Here is a 16,869-nt window from a genome sequence, read left to right on the forward strand (position 1 = left end):
AACAGATTTCTTATAATAATGAAATTAACGTTATTTAACAAGGAGAAATCTCTCTAATACAATGATGTAAAATCGTCATCTTAAATACTATAAGAATATATCTAACAAATAATAGTAGTTGACAAAAGTTATTATCTACCTTATATTTTAACTATAGTTGAAATATAGAAATGATTATTATGAATACAACACAAGCTGCAAAATATTTTGAATGTATCTCCTCCCCCACTCGCCTAGATATTTTTAGTTTACTGATTCGTTATGGCTCTGAAGGATTAGTGGCTGGTGAAATTGCTACTAAATTAGGTTTACCGGCTTCTAACTTATCATTCCATTTAAAAGCACTTACTCATTGCCAACTTATATCTGTAGTGCAAGAAGGTCGCTTTTTACGTTACCGTGCAAACTTGTCATTAATGAAAAATTTAGCTAGCTATTTAACTCAACAATGTTGCATTGCTCAGTCAGGAAAAACTGATTGTAAAGAGGAAGCTATATAACTATGCAAATTCTTTTTTTATGTACAGGTAACTCCTGCCGATCTGCCTTGGCTGAGGCAATTTTCAATAATCTCGCTCCGACTGGATGGAGTGCTGTGAGTGCAGGTAGCCAGCCTGTTGGCTATATTCATCCTAGTGCAATTACTATATTACAACAGCATCATATTAATACCGTAGGGTTATTTAGTAAGTCTTGGGATGATTTAAAAAGTTCGCCTGATATTGTGATTACAGTTTGTGCTTCGGCAGCAGGTGAAACCTGTCCTATCTATTTAGGTAAGGCAATAAGAAGTCATTGGGGGTTAACTGACCCTGCTAAAGCAAGAGGAACAGAACAAGAAATTGCAGCTGTTTTTGAACAAACCTTCAATCAACTTAAGCAAGCAATTACTTTCTTCTTGCAACAACCTCTCGATGGATTATCTAATGATAAATTGCAAAAGCTTCTTAATGACGTTGGACAACATTTTTTTAACGAAAATATTTTAATAGTTGATGGAGTAATAAAATGATTTCAATTCAAGTTTATGATCCCGCTTTATGTTGTAGTACAGGTGTATGTGGTACAGAAGTAAATTCTGTATTAGTTACTTTTGCCGCTGATTTGGATTGGGCAAAAAAACAAGGCATAAACATAGAGCGTTTTAATTTATCTCAACAACCAATGGCTTTTGCTCAGAATGAGATAGTAAAAAAGTTTTTAGAGCGTTCAGGTTCTAACTCGTTACCGCTTATTCTTATTGATGGAGAGGTAGCTCTTGCAGGACGTTACCCTACACGTAAAGAATTAGCTCAATGGGCAAATATTGAATTAGATGAGCAAGAAACAACTAAACCTTGTTGTGGTAGTAAAACTGGCTGCTGTTAATTTGATTTAGGCGTGTTTACGCTAATAATACATACATTTTTTAATTATTAACTTTAAAGGTGCTTAAGATGAATTTTTTAGCGCATATCTCTCCATTTGTCTTTTTTACGGGTAAAGGCGGTGTTGGTAAAACCTCACTGGCTTGTGCAACAGCCATTCAATTAGCTAAGCAAGGAAAACATACGTTATTAGTCAGTACAGATCCTGCTTCAAATGTTGGACAAGTTTTTGAACAAACTATTGGTACAACAATTAAACCAATTCAAGCAGTGCCGAATCTTTCTGCTATTGAGCTTGATCCACAAGCAGCGGCAGAGCAATACAGAAAACGTATTGTAGACCCTGTAAAAGGGATACTACCTGATGAGGTGGTAGTGGGTATTGAAGAACAGCTTTCAGGGGCTTGTACGACAGAAATTGCTGCCTTTGATGAGTTTACGGGTTTACTGACTAATCAAGCATTGCTAGCACAGTTTGATCATATTGTGTTTGATACTGCACCAACTGGGCATACGATCCGTATGTTACAACTACCTGGTGCATGGAGTGAGTTTATTAGTGATAATCCAGAGGGTAGTTCTTGTTTAGGACCTTTAGCTGGCTTAGAAAAACAAAAAGCACAATATCAAAATGCCGTGGATGCCTTAGCCGATGCCAAACAAACGCGATTGGTTTTGGTAGCCAGAGCACAGAAAACGGCGTTATTAGAAGTTGCCCGCACGTATGAAGAATTAGCTGCATTAGGTATACATAATCAATATTTAGTTGTTAATGGTGTACTAGGTAAACAAGAGGCCACAAACGACATATTGGCTAGCGCTATTTATGCCCGCGAGCAACAGGCTATTGAGCAAATGCCAAGCCAACTAACAAAACTACCTACTGATTACTTACCATTAAAACCTTTTAACTTGGTGGGTGTTAAAGCATTAAGCCAACTGTTTGATAGTAGCTTAACATCACAATCTAGGATGGCTGAATATAATAACCAACTGCCTGATGTCGCCTCATTAGCACAATTACTAAAAGAATTAGAGACTCAACAGCATGGTTTAATTATGCTAATGGGTAAAGGTGGTGTTGGTAAAACAACATTGGCGTCAGCAATAGCCGTGCATTTAGCACAAAAGGGTTTGGATGTTCATCTTTCAACTTCAGACCCTGCTGCTCATTTATCCAACACACTCGATAAACAACTACCTAATCTTGCTGTTAGTCGCATTGATCCTAAAGTAGAGACTGAACGTTATCGTCAGCATGTTTTGGAAACCACAGGTAAGGATATGAGTGAGCAAGATCGTCTGGTACTTGAGGAAGATTTAAGGTCACCTTGTACTGAAGAAATTGCAGTATTCCAAGCTTTTTCACGCACTATCCGTGAGGCAGGTAAAAAGATAGTAGTGATGGATACTGCACCCACTGGGCATACGTTGCTATTACTTGATGCCACAGGGGCTTATCACAAAGAGGTCACTAGACAAATGGCTAAGAGTCAAACGCATTTCACTACACCCATGATGCGTTTACAAGACCCTGATTATACTAAGGTGATTATTACTACCTTAGCTGAAACAACTCCAGTACTCGAGGCAGCTCATTTACAAGATGACTTACGTCGTGCTGGTATAGAGCCTTGGGCATGGATAATTAATAACAGTGTTGCGGCCTCTGAAACCTCATCAGAACTACTGCAATTACGTGCGCAAAGCGAGATACCTCAAATTCAGAAGGTATTAACTGAATATGCTAAACGAACAGCAATAGTACCATTACAGGCAGAAGAGCCGATAGGTATCAATGCTTTAACTAAATTAGCCAATTGATAAAGAGAAGCGCTGGTTAGTTAACTAATCAGCCAAATAATATAGGTTAAATTATTATGACTTGCCCAACGAACACACCTGTAAAAAAACTGTCTTTTTTAGACCGCTACTTAACGCTATGGATTTTTGCTGCAATGGCTTTAGGTATTATCTTAGGTACGGTATTTACATCCTTGCCAGATAAGCTTAATGCATTATCTGTTGGTTCTACTAATATACCTATTGCTATTGGTCTTATCTTAATGATGTATCCACCTTTGGCAAAAGTACGTTATGAAGAACTCCCTAAAATTTTCCAAGATAAAAAAATCCTCACTTTATCATTAATACAGAACTGGTTAATTGGTCCCGCCTTAATGTTTCTTTTGGCTATTATCTTTTTACGCGATTATCCAGAATACATGACCGGTGTGATTTTAATTGGCCTTGCGCGTTGTATTGCTATGGTGCTGGTTTGGAATCAATTAGCTGAGGGGGATAATCAGTATGTTGCTGCACTGGTTGCCTTCAACTCTATCTTCCAAATTCTATTTTTTAGTCTCTTTGCTTGGTTTTATCTTTCTTACTTACCGCCTTTATTTGGTTTAGCGGGAAGTGTGATTAATGTAAGTTTTGGCACTATTGCTGAAGCAGTTCTTATCTATTTAGGTATACCCTTTTTAGCAGGTTTTTTAACTCGTTACTTTTTACGAAAAGTAAAAGGAGATGGTTGGTATCAAAATAAATTTTTACCTAAAATCAGCCCTATTACATTAATTGCGTTACTATTTACTATTGTGGCTATGTTTAGCTTAAAAGGTAATGAAGTTGTTAAGCTACCTTTAGACGCTATTCGTATTGCGATCCCTCTAACTATCTATTTTGTTGTCATGTTTATCTTAAGTTTTACAATGGGTAAGTTAGCCAATGAAAGTTATCCAAAAGTTACTGCTATGTCTTTTACTGCTGCAAGTAATAATTTTGAACTAGCCATTGCAGTGGCTATTGTAGCCTTTGGTTTAGCTTCTCCCGTAGCTTTTGCGGCAGTAATTGGACCATTAGTAGAAGTGCCTGTACTCATTCTTCTGGTTAATGTTTCTTTATGGATTAGAAAGAAATACTTTCATTCATAGTAAAATAAAAAGATTGTGCTACAAATTAGAGCACAATCTTTTATACTTAGTAAACTTACTGTCCAACTTTATGGGTTCAGTTCAAAAAGAGAAAAAGTTCTCTTCCTGTATTGTTTATGCCAAACTTACCTGAAGAACTAACAAGTAAGGCTCACATTGGTGTAATACAGCGTTTAAATCAGCTCGTGACTCCGCTAATACGTTGTATAAATCTTCAAGTATTTGTTTCGTATTCTCATTTTTTTTTGCCATATCACGCAAAAAGGCTAGCTCTATGATGATAGTTTCAGATTCTCCACAACTACTATCGACCACAGGCAAATAAACGCCCTCCTCGACAACATCAAGTACTGAATCAGACACTTGCTTACTAACATCTAAAATTAACGTCTTCTGAATATTCATGTTTGGTGAAAGTCTATTTACTTCCATCGTTTCTAAATAATCATAAAGATTCAATAAACTTTCCATATCAGGATTTTCAATATCATAATGTCTGAATTGAAAAGAACAGCTGTCATCAGCAGGGCTGTCGGTGCTTTGTTTAAATTTGGTGATTAATTTTTCGGCTATTTTATAACGATGATGAATAGAAACAGCATTTAATAAGGCTTCCTTAGTTTTCATTGCAAATAGTTGGTTAATTTGATGGAATGCATCATCTAGCGAATGACTTTGTTTAATGATGTGATAGAGCTCATCATCACTTGGTAATTCGCCTTTTTGTTGTATAAATTCGTAACAAAGATCGGCAAGTAGGGTTTGCTCGCAATCAGTTAAACACGCTACAAATCGACTCATGGTATTTCTCCTTATAAAATAAAAATAAGGGGAAGCTCTATTCCCAACGGGAATAAAACTTCCCGATGGGTAATAACGATTAAATCGTTAAATCAGTAAGTCGCAAGCCTTGGTAAGATGGGCGCATTATCACTAAAAATAATGAGCCGGACATCCGCTTTACCGGCAAGTAATAATAAACCAATCAACTGCGTTGAAAGACCGTCCTCAAGATAGTCCTCACGCAAATCTGTTGAACCACTGCACAATACTTTTTGTAGCAGATCATCTTCAGTCCAAGGTGTTCGATTAAGACGAATTCCTAAATCGAAATTATCATTGCGCTCATTGTTAATCAAAAACAGGTCGAGTAAAAATGGCGCATCCACAATTTGAGGAATTTCTTCTGCCCGTTCTTTTAAGTCTCTTAAATCATTGGCTGGCAGGTGTGAGCTACTAATTTCAAAACAGCGGTTATAGTGCCCCGTTTGTATTTGAATATTATAAATCATTCGCTCAGCCTCTAATAAACTCAACGTTTCACCAATAATCACTTGAGAGGCATATTCTGTTGCTAAGACGCGATAGATAATTTTAATGAGTTGCCCGCGATAACGACATTCATCTAGCCGGGTCTTACCAACACATTGCATCAGACTGACATGATGATCATCAAAAACGGCTTCTTGATTTTCAAATTCAAAATCTTTCATTGCCTCGTGAGAGGGATGTATCGATGCGTGATGTAAACACCAAGGTAAATCTTGGGTGTACACCATTGCTAGCCGCTCGATTTTAAAATCGCTAAATCCTCGTTGAAACGGATTAAAATTAACAAAACGTTGTATCATTGTTGGCTCCTTAATTGTTTAAGGAAACAGCCCCATTGGGTACTGTTTCCCAATGGGTAACTATTGATTTAATGGTTTAATTGTTGGCAATTAGCGCATTAAATTGTTTCACGCTGGTGATGCTTTCTCGGTTAAGATAAAAGTGTGTATCAAGACCATTAATAAAGTAGTCCACCTCAAGGTTTGGGTAGTGTTCATTTATTTTTTCAGCCAGTTGGCTAAATAATAAACTGACATACACATTCCCTAAATGTGGTGGGTTTTCACTCCATTTAGCCTGCTGCCAAATATCCACATCGGTAATACGAATACCATAACCATCCGCTATTTTTTCCAGTTCACCAATAGGTTGAGGAATATCATTTTCATAAAACATAAGATATCACCGCTTAGTTTATTGATGGACGTTAGGAAATAATGAGGCAAGCTCTGGAATATCCTTTAGCCTTTTGGGTTGCCAATGGAAATCCAGCTCGACAGATAACGGCATCCCACTGGAATGCTTTATCACACTGTTTGAGAGTTCAACCAAATTGATATAGCCAAATTCAGGACGGTTATTCCCTAACTTGACAACACCAAATGCCTGTAACTGTTCTTCTTCCATATCTTTTTCAGTGATCCACCAATCGCAGCCACCGACAAAATAATGCAGATAGGCAATAGCATTACCACCTGAAGAGGCATCTTCTTCGAGTATTTCATTGCCGTTTTCATCAAATTGCTCTGGATTTGTTTCATAGGTCTTTGGCATTTTCTGAAATATTTCAGCAAAACCTTGTAGTAAATCCCGATAGTATTGTTGATTTACCTGCCATTCATCATTTTCATGATCAAAACAGGCATCAATAATGATTTGTAATTGAATCTTTGGAAAAAATTGAGTAACGGCTTCACTTAATTCCGCCAGTGTTTTTTGATTTGTCATCGAATATCTCCTTGAGTTAAATAAAAAAGGGATATCCCCCATTGGGAGATATCCCAATAGGGTGAACAATGAATTGATAACCTAACTGATTAGTTAACTAACTGTTTATTTAGTAAGCAATCTCATTAAGTTGTTTTATTTCGGTTAATTAGCAAGGTTATCCACCGTTTCATAAACAGAAAGTGGGGATAACTGCTCGATTGCTAATGTATCTAATCTATCTGACAGGCATAACTCATAAACACAGCCAGTCCAGTCATTTCGAAAACTGATATAAATGGCATTAGTCTGGTTGTAAAAATGAATTAAATCGGTGCGTAACTTACCTTCAAAGCTATTACTTGTCACACAAGCATCAAAAGTGACGTTAAATAACGCAGGATACTGTTTAAAAATTTCTTCAGCTTGCTTAATTAAGGACCTATCAAAACTTACCGTTAAATCGTCAGGGGTATCATCATACTCATGACTTTGATAAAGATACCTTTCAAGGTATTGCTTGTTAAATTCTAGTTCGATTATTTCTTGTTGCTGCATTTCATGTTCCTCTTAGTCGAGGGAAATGCCCCATTGGGGACATTTCCCAATGGGTTAACAACGTTATAAAACAAATTAATGTGTTGTTTTACTCTTTTTAAGTACTTCAATATGAATTTGCTGCCAAGCACCATCATCGATTAAATCAACAAGGTTTGAAGCTAAATCAACAAAATAAAGATTTTCCAAACGCTTAATCACTTGGCCATTGTGTGTGTGCTCAATATCATAAGCATCCGCACAGCGGTCATAGTTAATCGCAACACGTCCACAACATTTAGGATTGTCCACCGTAAACGAAACGCTAGGTGGTGTTTCAACAATGTTCTTGTATGCAGGGTCAACCACCGTAAAATCGGTTGCGCCGGCATCGACTAACACATGGGCAATTTTTCTTAATCCATCTGGGGCGGGTAATTGCTCCAGTTGATTAATTAATTCTTTTAAAGAATCACACTGAATATCCTCTCTTGTAATCGGCAGTGGTAATTCGACATCTTTACCACCTAATACATGATGTGTCACCACATACTGACTACCATCACGGGTGGTTTTGATTTCCTTTTCGGGTTCATCAATGCGTTTTTGATTGAAATTACGCCTCGCATAAGGCGTAACTAAAATTTTACTACCGACAGCCGGTTTTTCAGTCACATACGTTAAATCAATAACCCGAAATTCTTTAAGACTGATTTTGACCAGCATCATGGTATCGGTGTATGCAACAATTTTGCCCTCAAAGGGTTTATGGTCAAAGACCATACCTAATAATGCACTGGGTTCATGATAATTATCGATGATTTGATAACGAAATTCACGAATATTACGCCCCAAATGAGGGCTTGCAAGTTTAGCGATTGTGTTTTTGATTTCTTGTCTGTCTAACATGGGTGTTCTCCAAATTAATTAAAAAATAAGGAGAAATTATTTCCCACGGGGAGATAATTTCCCCATTGGGTGGTTAAGCGATTATTTGTCGTAAGTTTCAAGCCCATTTATGGGATCTTCAAGCGAATCAAAAACTAAGATCCGGACCTCTTCTTGTGCGGCTTTATGTAACAATTCAATAAAACAATCAGGCAAGCCTGCCTGTTTTTGTCTTTCTATTAAATTTTGCCTTGTAAAATCGAACTGATAGAATAAGTTTTCATCTGTCCAAGGCATTGCCATTAATTTGACTGCCACAAAATCTTCAATAATCCCCGGAATTGCAAAAAGTTCAAAATTTAGAGCTTGATATTCCGTTTGTTTATCGATCTCCTGTTGTAAATAACTGAGAGCTTCGCGTGTTATATGTCTGGTACTGATTTCCCACACTTTTCCATAACTTGAAGAATTGACTAGTTGGTCGATCATTGACTGAGCAGAAGCCCTATCTAGATAAATGCCAAGAGAGATATTTTCCATCCCATTGCTAGTATCAATTACTCGATAGCAATGTTTCAGAAACTTACCTTCTCGTGGGCACTGTGACCACAGTTCCTTCGGTATTAATGAATCATTTGCAACCAAAGCAAATTGTTCATTGAAATAAATTTTCTCGGTAATTGAAACAGGGCGTAAATAATCCTGTTGTTCATGTAAAGGAATAAATAGTAGCGCATTAGTTTCAACATCAAGTAACGCTAATATTCGTTTAATTTGATAACGTTTCATTGTTTCACCTCCTCAAAATGAGTAGGTAAATAATTTTCAACTAAATGCATCAGTAGTCTTTTACGTCTCTCATCGAGTGTACTCAATTGAATAATTGTGTGCTTAGAAACGAGCGTTGCATCATAAAAATAAAGCAATACGTTCAAAAACAGACGATCATCACAAGACAAGCACTGAGCTAATTGGTTAATCACATTGAGATTCGGTTTTAAGTCAATCGGTAATAACGCTTCTTCTAACGAAGTCCCATTATCAAAAAACGCAAAACCAATATTGTCGATGGCTTCTTTCCAATTTTCTAAAAACAGGCGTGTTTTTACTACTTCTTGAATACGATTCATGTACTTTATTAAGTTTTTGGTCAGTGCTGCTGTCATAAGTTTCTCCAAATATCAATGCAAGAAACTTATACCTTTACGGGAAAGTTTCCCGCAGGGATGCAGTGTTTTTTAAAGTCATTTAAGTCAAGTTAAATTCATGTAACCTTCATTGCATTAACAATGATCCCCCACCGGAGCGGAAACTAATGTGGGTGGTCTAACCAAATAGGCTCTGGGGCCTACCACCGAATCAAAGGTTAGATCGGTCTGGGTCATGTTGCTAACCACGTTAGCGAAACATAGAGCTAACTTTAATAATTATTGAATTTATTTAAAGAAAAAAAATAAACTGAAGCTTGTATATTTTTGAGAAAGGTTATTCACATAATCCATACATCGAATGACACTGAATTTGTGCTTCATTAATTCTGTCATGATCTATTTGTTTCGATCCTCGCTTAGTCGCCGACCATTTGACTACGTTGATAATCCCGTCGCCTCGATTTTTTCTAGAAGGGAAAAAAGTCGCTTTTCCTGTTTTGCTCACTTTGCAAATTAAAGCTTCCCATTCAATTATGCGCTCTATTTGCTCAGGAAAACGCATTGCTATTTGCAACAATTCACTTTTCCTACAGTAGATACATGGCATACAACCCACTCGCCCCATGCCTAATTTATAAAGTGGGTTAGGTTTTATCCCATGCCTTTTATGTTGCCAAAATACTTCTTCTACTGTCCAATCTAACAACGGGCGATAATTGTGGTGCTCCGCTCCATTTTTAAATATGCCTACACAATCACGCAGTGGAAGTTTCGCTCGTTTATGAGATTCATCAGCACGAACACCTTGCCAGACTTCTACACTATTACCAGCATCTAATAATGGCAGATAAATTTGTTCATAGATGGGATAAAGCTTTAATTCTGCTGTACAAAATCGTCTTTTGCCCGATGGAAACATTCCTTTCCATAAACACATATCTAAAAATGGGTTATTGGTCGGTTTTAATAATTCAATGGCTTGTTGACAAATAGCATCAGAAATCCCGTTTTTTGGCCAGTCATTAGCTATAAAATTAATACGCCTCGCGATTTCATCAGTAAAGTCGGCCTTTATTGTTGTTATAGGAATTTGGGTTACTTGACTAAGGTAATTGATATAATCATAAACGATAGGATGTTCATTTCCTGTATCAATAAAAACAGCAGTTAGGTTTGGTACTTCGCGCTCGATGGCATTTAATAATAACGCGGTACTGTCTTTACCTGATGATATCGAAATAATATTGTATAAATTTTTCGTCATTGCTATGTCTCTAATAATATAAACAATGACTATCATGACTAAATGTAAACGTGTTACCTTATTCAATATAAAATGAATAAGTCTTTTTTTTCTAATAGGTGATGCGCCCATCAATGGGCGCATGTTATTGAGTGAGTTAATCTTTCATGTAGCTTAAAAGATGGGCAATGACATCAACAGTCCATCCGTTACCAAGGCAGCGATAGCGCTGATTATCAGAAATCCCATCCGAATAACCATCATCCAGTGTTTGTAATCGTTCACACTCTACAGGATGCAACCGCCTGATATACGGATAAGCTAAAATGCCATGCCGATCAACGGTTGTTAAGGTATAAAACTTATCACCCTCGCCAAAGCGCCTTCCATCACCTCTAACGTTTTCTTTGTTAGGTGTTCTGCACTTGAATAGATAAAACCCCGTTTGATTACCTTGAGCACTCAACGTAATAGATTTATCAAAGATACGGTAAACACGACTAGATTGATGTTCTTTACCAAAATAGCCCACTTTGCGTGTGGCGTTTTCGTTTAAAATGAGTTTTTCGGTTTGTTGCTGAGAGATGAAATATTGCGAAACTTCGATGAAATTGCCTTGCCAGTTGGCATACATACGGCTGGTAAGTGTTATAGCTTTATTGGCTAGATTACCAATTTGTGAGTATTTCTTTTGTAGCTGAAATTGTTTTTTTTTCCCACCAATGATGCCATCCATCAGAGCATAAATAGTCTTCAGAGAAGACGGGTAACAATATATCAGCCAGTAAAATACCTTTATCTTCGGGTTGTGGTGCTTGCCAGTTAAACCAGTACAGTCGTTTACGATTCTGAGCGCTGACTAAATTACTGTCAATCATCTGTGGTTCTACTTTCATATACTCGGTAATGACCTCTTGATGTTCTTTTTTCATGCGAACATTTTCAAGGAGGTATTTTACGCTAGGGTTTAGTGACTTGATATGATTCAAAATATCTACAAAGGTAAAAAAGAGTTGCCCTCGTGGATCATCAAAGCCAAGTCGTTTACCGGCAAATGAGAAGGCTTGGCAAGGACAACCAGCCAATACCAGATCAATTTTGGCCCAATCAATATCCCAATTTTGCCACTGCGTAACGTCCCCTAAACGAATAATATCAGGATAGTTATTCTGGCTCACCTGAATAGCAAACTTATCTATTTCCGATGCGTAATAACGAGTGACGGTAATTTTCGCTCGATCAAGCGCTACACGCCCACAGCTAATTCCGTCAAATAAGCTCAATACAAACATAGTGTATCTCCTAAAAAGTTAATGTGGCACATGCCACACAGGAGATACTGCTAAGTTAGACCATTAGTCACATTATTAAATACAAACTTCCTCTAACTTGTATTTTACTGAGAGCTGATTAAATCGTTTTCTTAGTCAATACTAATTTTCTTTTACGCATAACTAGTTTTCGTAGGCCGTGACCATCGTCAAAGACGAGTGCCAATTTAAATAAAACGGTTATATTGATGGTTTGTGTATCTAGCAACTCGTATATTGCACTGTGCATCACATCAATTTGATCTTTAAATCGTTTATATCTGATCATCTGCATTAGCAATTGGTCAAAGAAATCAATCATATCATCCGTCGATCTTTCGGGATAATTCAAAGCAAACTTTTCAATGATTGGCTTGAGTTGATTGAGTGCAGTAGGCCAGTCCTTTTTTTTTGTCAATAAATGTATAAATAGATTGAAATTGATATGTGAGATCATAATCATTAAATAAATGGTCGATGACAGTTGTTCGATGCTGAATAACAAGGTAATTATCTAATAGTTTTCTCATTCATTTTCCCAAAGTCAAAATCTATGTGCTTTTAAAGCGAGGTTTCTTATTACTGATATTTTGGGTAATTTTGCAGTCTTGATAACGGCTACATGCCCAAAACTCACCTTTGGGGCCTTTACGTTTTTTCATCACAGCTTGACAACTTGGGCATAATTTTTGGTGACTGGCTTTGATAACTAACGCTGTCTGTGCATAGTGCTTGATCAGTGATGATATCCATTCACTTTGTTTGCTCAAAAAACTTTGCATAGTCATACTGCCTTGTTCAATGCCATCAAGGGCTTGTTCCCATAACGCGGTCATACCCGGATCAATAATGGCTGCGGGAACGGCATCAATAAGCGCATTAGCCGCATCGGATGCTTGCAGGATTTTGCCTTTTTTAACTAAATAACCGCGTTTTAACAGCGATTGAATAATCCCTGCACGGGTTGCTTCTGTACCAATACCCGTGGTTTCTTTCAATTTTTGTTTAAGCCGAGGGTCAGTCACAAACCGCGCTATCCCTTTCATGGTTTTAATTAGTTCACCTTCGGTATATGGCTTAGGTGGGGTGGTTTTTAAGTCATTAAGCCCACAGTCAATAACTTGACAGTTATCTCCTTGTTTCAGCGCTGGCAACACTTGTCCTTTCGTCAAGATCACTAATTTCTCTTCTTTTTCAGATTCTGGCAACTCAGGTTTTAAAAGGCTATGCCAGCCTGCAACAACAATTTGTTTGCCAGTAGCTTTAAGCACTTGATGACTACAACTTAAATTGACTACGGTGCGATCATATTCATGGCTTGGCATAAACTGACAAAGATAATAGGTTCTGATTAACTCATATACCGCACGCTCTTTTTCGTTCATTGCACTGAGATTAATTGCCTGCATCGTCGGAATAATACCGTGGTGGGCGGTAATTTTTTTGTCATTCCAAACCCGTGATTTAAGCCCTGTATTTAATTTATTCACAGTGGTTTGTAAACTAGGGTCGGTTTTAATTAAAGCGTTAAGTACAGTGGTAATTTCTGCATACATTGACTCTGGCAAGTAGCCACAATCAGAACGTGGATAAGTAGTGGCTTTGTGGGTTTCATATAGGGCTTGAGCGATATCTAAAGTTTCTTGCGCGCCTAAACCAAATTTGCGGGAACAGACTTCTTGTAAGGTGCCTAGATCAAAGACTAATGGTGGTGATTCTTTAATACGCTCGGTTTGAACGTCTAATACTTGGGCAATAGGGTTCGTTTTAAGTTGATTAAATGCCGATATTGCACCTTGCTGATGAATACACCGTCCGGCTTCATCACTAAGATTATCGGGTACACACCAACTGGCAATAAAAGGCTGAGTTCCATTTTTTAACGATACGTTTATCGTCCAGTAAGGTTTTGGAATAAAGTGCTTAATCTCTCGGTCACGTTTTACGACCAGATTAAGTGTCGGGGTTTGTACTCTTCCTACCGATAACACGCCATCATAACCAGCTTGCCTACCGAGTAAAGTGAAGAGCCTTGAAAGATTCATTCCAATCAACCAATCAGAGCGTGAACGGGTCAATGCTGAGTAGTACATAGAGACAGTCGAATCACCTGACTTTAATTCGCTAAACGCTTTTCGAATGGACGCACCATTGAGTGCGGATAACCATAATCGCTGTATTTTTCCTTTATAACCGCAGTAATCAATAAGTTCACGGGCAATCATTTCACCTTCTCGGTCAGCGTCGGTGGCAATGACTAATTCATCGGCTTGAGTTAAAAGTTTTTTAACCACAGTAAATTGTTTTTTAGTCTTGCTCGATACGAGCATTTGCCATTGTTGTGGGATAATCGGTAAGTGTTCGAGTGCCCATTTTTTATAATTTTCATCATAATGCTCAGGGGGTGCGGTTTCGAGTAAGTGTCCCACACACCAGGTCACCGTAATACCTTGCCCCGTCAAACAGCCTTCACCACGCGTTGTTGCTCCTACAACTTTCGCGATATCTCTGCCTTGTGAGGGTTTCTCACATAAAATAAGCCGCATAAATTACATCCTCTTAAAAAAATAATTAAAATGTAGCAATATGTAGCTTATTTGTAGCTAAAAAACATAAATTAGCCGTTATTTTATTTTAAATAACCAAATAGCGTTTAATCGGGTTCCTCCATATAGGGTGGTGCCGATTCTTGTGGTTTATCCGGCTTGGTTTCCAGTGCAATACTCAGTACTCGATGCGGCAGTATACCCACATCACGCGCTTCAATTTTAAACGCGGAGCGTTTTTCACCCGTGGTTTTATCTTCCCACTCTTGATACGTCATGCGACCTTGTACTAAGACACGCATCCCTTTCTGATACAGTTCATTCCACTGTTCTGCCTCTTGATGCCAGACTTCCACCGCGGCCCAAAATCCCCCCCGATCCTGATAGCCTTCTTTGCTTGGTATTGGGTTATCAAATCGAACATTCAATCGTAGCATCTTACGGGGTGCTTCATTACCTTGTGGAAAGACTTTAAATTCTGGCTCGGCCCCTACATTACCGGTGCCAATAAAAAATGTACTCATTGCATTCTCCTATAACATTGACTTGTTAACTCTGCGTTGATAAATATGGTGTGCTTGTTGCAATTGTTTTTCTCCCTCGGTTGCCCTACGTGAAATGGTGTGGCAAATACTAATTTTCATATTGAGCCGTATTCGCTCACACTCGATAAGATAAAGGTCATTAATTAGTTTCTCCGAAACCTGTGGCTCGTTGACCAACGCCTCCCATAAACTTACGCCCATCTTGCTCCGATCTTTTTTTCGCCACCTTAAAAATGCAGTGCCTGCACCCGTTGTTTGTAAAGCCAATTCAACGGGTAATAATGCAAAGGGGTAAGCTTTCACCTGAGATAAAGCGTGTTCTTTTGCTAACTCAATCAATTCATCACGTAAGGTCAAACTATTGGATGCAAGCTCACTCAGACTCTTACCTTTAAAAAGACCTTTTAGAGAGTCAGCGTGTTTCAGCACTAAGAAGGCATCGTGTTGCAGTACTCGATAATAAAATGACTGAATGCCTTCATCCCTTGGTATCATGATGTTTCTTGCACCTCGTCTTTCGATGAGACATTAATGATGAACTCATCGTCGTCCTCGTTATCCAATTCCCCATGAGAGATTAGTTCATCATTATCACGTAAAGGGGGAGAAAAACGAGACCGCCATTGCCCAGAGATAATATCAGGTGGTACTTCTCCAAATTTAGCAATGGCGGCGATGGCAGCAGCATTATTTTGTATTAAATCAATACGTGTAATCCCTGAATAACGATACCGTTGAACTAATGTAAATAGACTTCTTAAAGCGTGATCGCCTATTTCGAATAAATGATTTCTAGTAATTAAATCAATTAAGCCAAACTGCACCGCCTGCACAATTTTACGGGCTATCTCATCATACTGAGCTAAAATATATACCGCCTGATAGCCCATATGTGAACGTGCTGAAAAAGAAAATTGTGCAGGCTCAGCACTTATTGTTTCAGTAAAAATCAGTGCTTTGGGCAACGTTGAGATAATCTCATCAATTTGACTATTTAACTCATTTAAGACTGTTTTAGTCTGTTCAAGTTTTTCTTCGACACGCAGCATATACCAGTCTGAATATGGATCGCCTCGCTTTGAACCTTTATTGATTAAATTGGTAATGAAGAGAAAGTTTTGTAATCCAAATATACCGGGTAAATTTTTTTCATAGTCTGGTTTACGACCATGCCACAAACGAACCGATTGCGAAGTATGCACTTGTAAAGCGACTTGGCTTTGCAGTACACCGACTTTATTGTCTGTCATAAAAGCCTCTTTTATTGTGATAACTAAATGGAAGGCACACTATGACGGAGTAAAAGAAGAGAGTCTGTATTAAATATAAATTCAAGTGCAGATTATTTTTAGTATCATAAGCATGAGATGCAAACTTGCAATCAATTAGCTAATTTCGATGCTTTTTTTGATTATGATGGCGAATTTTCAAGCTTTTTTATTTTATTAGTCATTCACTAAACTTAAATTATCTAGGCTTAGTTTATTCGACCCCGAATAATTTTTTTAACAGAAATTTCCCCAATTATTTTATTCGACCCCGAATAAAACTTTTGACAAAAAGCTCCCCAACTATTTTATTCGCCCCCGAATAAAACTTTTGACAAGAAACTCTCCAATTATTTTATTCGCCCCCGAATAATTTTTTTGACAAGAAATAACCATAATGAGTTTACTTAATCTAAACAATTACAAAAATTCTAAATACTATATAATTTGAAATATTTTCACTTTCGTGAAATAACTTTCTATATTTATTTTAGCTATATTTTTATTAAATTTAGCAACAATTAACGACATTTTTAAAGA

The 16,869-nt window shown here is 37.6% G+C and carries 20 protein-coding genes; 5 read left to right on the plus strand and 15 right to left on the minus strand.

The window, feature by feature from the left end; all coding sequences use genetic code 11:
* Window positions 1-179 precede the first annotated feature (179 nt).
* From J3U14_RS08345 to arsB, 5 genes are all read left to right on the plus strand, one after another.
* A complete protein-coding gene (locus tag J3U14_RS08345; protein ID WP_267352240.1) occupies window positions 180-500 on the plus strand; it encodes an ArsR/SmtB family transcription factor in 321 nt (106 codons plus the stop codon).
* Window positions 501-502: 2 nt separating this feature from the next.
* Window positions 503-1,012, plus strand: coding sequence for an arsenate reductase ArsC (locus tag J3U14_RS08350; protein ID WP_267352241.1), 510 nt, complete (start codon window positions 503-505; stop codon window positions 1,010-1,012).
* Window positions 1,009-1,368: an arsenite efflux transporter metallochaperone ArsD gene (gene arsD, locus J3U14_RS08355; RefSeq protein WP_267352242.1), complete on the plus strand. Its 360-nt coding sequence runs from the start codon at window positions 1,009-1,011 to the stop codon at window positions 1,366-1,368. The genes J3U14_RS08350 and arsD overlap by 4 nt, the downstream gene beginning before the upstream one ends.
* A 68-nt stretch (window positions 1,369-1,436) precedes the next feature.
* The gene (gene arsA / locus J3U14_RS08360) at window positions 1,437-3,191 is read left to right on the plus strand and encodes an arsenical pump-driving ATPase (protein ID WP_267352243.1); all 1,755 of its coding nucleotides are present in this window, start codon (window positions 1,437-1,439) and stop codon (window positions 3,189-3,191) included.
* Between the two features lie 56 nt (window positions 3,192-3,247).
* Window positions 3,248-4,303, plus strand: a complete 1,056-nt coding sequence (gene arsB / locus J3U14_RS08365) for an ACR3 family arsenite efflux transporter (protein WP_267352244.1) — start codon at window positions 3,248-3,250, stop codon at window positions 4,301-4,303.
* Between the two features lie 114 nt (window positions 4,304-4,417).
* Here the strand turns inward: arsB and J3U14_RS08370 are convergent, their stop codons facing one another.
* The 15 genes from J3U14_RS08370 to J3U14_RS08440 form a co-directional block, all read right to left on the minus strand.
* A complete protein-coding gene (locus J3U14_RS08370) occupies window positions 4,418-5,104 on the minus strand; it encodes a hypothetical protein (protein ID WP_267352245.1) in 687 nt (228 codons plus the stop codon).
* Window positions 5,105-5,196: 92 nt separating this feature from the next.
* Window positions 5,197-5,934 (minus strand): hypothetical protein, encoded by a 738-nt coding sequence (locus J3U14_RS08375; protein ID WP_267352246.1) that lies wholly within the window; start codon window positions 5,932-5,934, stop codon window positions 5,197-5,199.
* A gap of 76 nt (window positions 5,935-6,010) precedes the next feature.
* A complete protein-coding gene (locus tag J3U14_RS08380; protein WP_267352247.1) occupies window positions 6,011-6,310 on the minus strand; it encodes a hypothetical protein in 300 nt (99 codons plus the stop codon).
* An 18-nt stretch (window positions 6,311-6,328) separates the two neighbouring features.
* Window positions 6,329-6,862 carry a DUF2958 domain-containing protein gene (locus tag J3U14_RS08385; protein ID WP_267352248.1) on the minus strand — a complete coding sequence of 178 codons (534 nt, stop codon included), beginning with the start codon at window positions 6,860-6,862 and terminating at the stop codon, window positions 6,329-6,331.
* A gap of 144 nt (window positions 6,863-7,006) precedes the next feature.
* The gene (locus tag J3U14_RS08390) at window positions 7,007-7,399 is read right to left on the minus strand and encodes a hypothetical protein (RefSeq protein ID WP_267352249.1); all 393 of its coding nucleotides are present in this window, start codon (window positions 7,397-7,399) and stop codon (window positions 7,007-7,009) included.
* A gap of 75 nt (window positions 7,400-7,474) precedes the next feature.
* Window positions 7,475-8,287, minus strand: a complete 813-nt coding sequence (locus tag J3U14_RS08395; protein WP_267352250.1) for a GTPase — start codon at window positions 8,285-8,287, stop codon at window positions 7,475-7,477.
* A gap of 81 nt (window positions 8,288-8,368) precedes the next feature.
* Entirely contained in the window at window positions 8,369-9,055 is a 687-nt protein-coding gene (locus J3U14_RS08400) for a hypothetical protein (RefSeq protein ID WP_267352251.1), read from the minus strand.
* Complete coding sequence (locus J3U14_RS08405) at window positions 9,052-9,432, minus strand: hypothetical protein (protein WP_267352252.1); 381 nt, start codon at window positions 9,430-9,432, stop codon at window positions 9,052-9,054. The genes J3U14_RS08400 and J3U14_RS08405 overlap by 4 nt, the downstream gene beginning before the upstream one ends.
* A 319-nt stretch (window positions 9,433-9,751) precedes the next feature.
* Window positions 9,752-10,681 carry a phosphoadenosine phosphosulfate reductase family protein gene (locus J3U14_RS08410; RefSeq protein ID WP_267352253.1) on the minus strand — a complete coding sequence of 310 codons (930 nt, stop codon included), beginning with the start codon at window positions 10,679-10,681 and terminating at the stop codon, window positions 9,752-9,754.
* A gap of 136 nt (window positions 10,682-10,817) precedes the next feature.
* Complete coding sequence (locus tag J3U14_RS08415) at window positions 10,818-11,396, minus strand: DNA cytosine methyltransferase (protein ID WP_267352254.1); 579 nt, start codon at window positions 11,394-11,396, stop codon at window positions 10,818-10,820.
* On the minus strand, window positions 11,329-11,952 hold the full coding sequence (locus tag J3U14_RS08420) for a DNA cytosine methyltransferase (protein ID WP_267352255.1): 624 nt from the start codon (window positions 11,950-11,952) through the stop codon (window positions 11,329-11,331). The genes J3U14_RS08415 and J3U14_RS08420 overlap by 68 nt, the downstream gene beginning before the upstream one ends.
* 569 nt (window positions 11,953-12,521) lie before the next feature.
* Entirely contained in the window at window positions 12,522-14,516 is a 1,995-nt protein-coding gene (locus J3U14_RS08425; RefSeq protein ID WP_267352257.1) for a DNA topoisomerase III, read from the minus strand.
* A 107-nt stretch (window positions 14,517-14,623) separates the two neighbouring features.
* Window positions 14,624-15,040 (minus strand): single-stranded DNA-binding protein, encoded by a 417-nt coding sequence (locus tag J3U14_RS08430; RefSeq protein ID WP_267352258.1) that lies wholly within the window; start codon window positions 15,038-15,040, stop codon window positions 14,624-14,626.
* Window positions 15,041-15,049: 9 nt separating this feature from the next.
* Window positions 15,050-15,556 carry a DUF3158 family protein gene (locus J3U14_RS08435; RefSeq protein ID WP_267352259.1) on the minus strand — a complete coding sequence of 169 codons (507 nt, stop codon included), beginning with the start codon at window positions 15,554-15,556 and terminating at the stop codon, window positions 15,050-15,052.
* The gene (locus J3U14_RS08440) at window positions 15,553-16,311 is read right to left on the minus strand and encodes a PFL_4669 family integrating conjugative element protein (RefSeq protein WP_267352260.1); all 759 of its coding nucleotides are present in this window, start codon (window positions 16,309-16,311) and stop codon (window positions 15,553-15,555) included. The genes J3U14_RS08435 and J3U14_RS08440 overlap by 4 nt, the downstream gene beginning before the upstream one ends.
* Window positions 16,312-16,869: the final 558 nt, after the last annotated feature.

It is taken from the genome of Gilliamella sp. B3801, from assembly GCF_026536645.1.
Taxonomy (GTDB): domain Bacteria; phylum Pseudomonadota; class Gammaproteobacteria; order Enterobacterales; family Orbaceae; genus Gilliamella; species Gilliamella apicola_I.

What these genes read in the sequence shown, in the direction of transcription:
- arsB (WP_267352244.1), top strand. Translation starts at nt 3,248, where the DNA reads ATGACTTGCCCAACGAACACACCTGTAAAAAAACTGTCTTTTTTAGAC.
- J3U14_RS08400 (WP_267352251.1), bottom strand. Translation starts at nt 9,055, where the DNA reads ATGAAACGTTATCAAATTAAACGAATATTAGCGTTACTTGATGTTGAA.
- arsA (WP_267352243.1), top strand. Translation starts at nt 1,437, where the DNA reads ATGAATTTTTTAGCGCATATCTCTCCATTTGTCTTTTTTACGGGTAAA.
- J3U14_RS08380 (WP_267352247.1), bottom strand. Translation starts at nt 6,310, where the DNA reads ATGTTTTATGAAAATGATATTCCTCAACCTATTGGTGAACTGGAAAAA.
- J3U14_RS08425 (WP_267352257.1), bottom strand. Translation starts at nt 14,516, where the DNA reads ATGCGGCTTATTTTATGTGAGAAACCCTCACAAGGCAGAGATATCGCG.
- J3U14_RS08370 (WP_267352245.1), bottom strand. Translation starts at nt 5,104, where the DNA reads ATGAGTCGATTTGTAGCGTGTTTAACTGATTGCGAGCAAACCCTACTT.
- J3U14_RS08350 (WP_267352241.1), top strand. Translation starts at nt 503, where the DNA reads ATGCAAATTCTTTTTTTATGTACAGGTAACTCCTGCCGATCTGCCTTG.
- J3U14_RS08410 (WP_267352253.1), bottom strand. Translation starts at nt 10,681, where the DNA reads ATGACGAAAAATTTATACAATATTATTTCGATATCATCAGGTAAAGAC.
- J3U14_RS08405 (WP_267352252.1), bottom strand. Translation starts at nt 9,432, where the DNA reads ATGACAGCAGCACTGACCAAAAACTTAATAAAGTACATGAATCGTATT.
- J3U14_RS08395 (WP_267352250.1), bottom strand. Translation starts at nt 8,287, where the DNA reads ATGTTAGACAGACAAGAAATCAAAAACACAATCGCTAAACTTGCAAGC.
- J3U14_RS08420 (WP_267352255.1), bottom strand. Translation starts at nt 11,952, where the DNA reads ATGTTTGTATTGAGCTTATTTGACGGAATTAGCTGTGGGCGTGTAGCG.
- J3U14_RS08415 (WP_267352254.1), bottom strand. Translation starts at nt 11,396, where the DNA reads ATGGATGGCATCATTGGTGGGAAAAAAAAACAATTTCAGCTACAAAAG.
- arsD (WP_267352242.1), top strand. Translation starts at nt 1,009, where the DNA reads ATGATTTCAATTCAAGTTTATGATCCCGCTTTATGTTGTAGTACAGGT.
- J3U14_RS08345 (WP_267352240.1), top strand. Translation starts at nt 180, where the DNA reads ATGAATACAACACAAGCTGCAAAATATTTTGAATGTATCTCCTCCCCC.
- J3U14_RS08435 (WP_267352259.1), bottom strand. Translation starts at nt 15,556, where the DNA reads ATGATACCAAGGGATGAAGGCATTCAGTCATTTTATTATCGAGTACTG.
- J3U14_RS08385 (WP_267352248.1), bottom strand. Translation starts at nt 6,862, where the DNA reads ATGACAAATCAAAAAACACTGGCGGAATTAAGTGAAGCCGTTACTCAA.
- J3U14_RS08390 (WP_267352249.1), bottom strand. Translation starts at nt 7,399, where the DNA reads ATGCAGCAACAAGAAATAATCGAACTAGAATTTAACAAGCAATACCTT.
- J3U14_RS08375 (WP_267352246.1), bottom strand. Translation starts at nt 5,934, where the DNA reads ATGATACAACGTTTTGTTAATTTTAATCCGTTTCAACGAGGATTTAGC.
- J3U14_RS08430 (WP_267352258.1), bottom strand. Translation starts at nt 15,040, where the DNA reads ATGAGTACATTTTTTATTGGCACCGGTAATGTAGGGGCCGAGCCAGAA.
- J3U14_RS08440 (WP_267352260.1), bottom strand. Translation starts at nt 16,311, where the DNA reads ATGACAGACAATAAAGTCGGTGTACTGCAAAGCCAAGTCGCTTTACAA.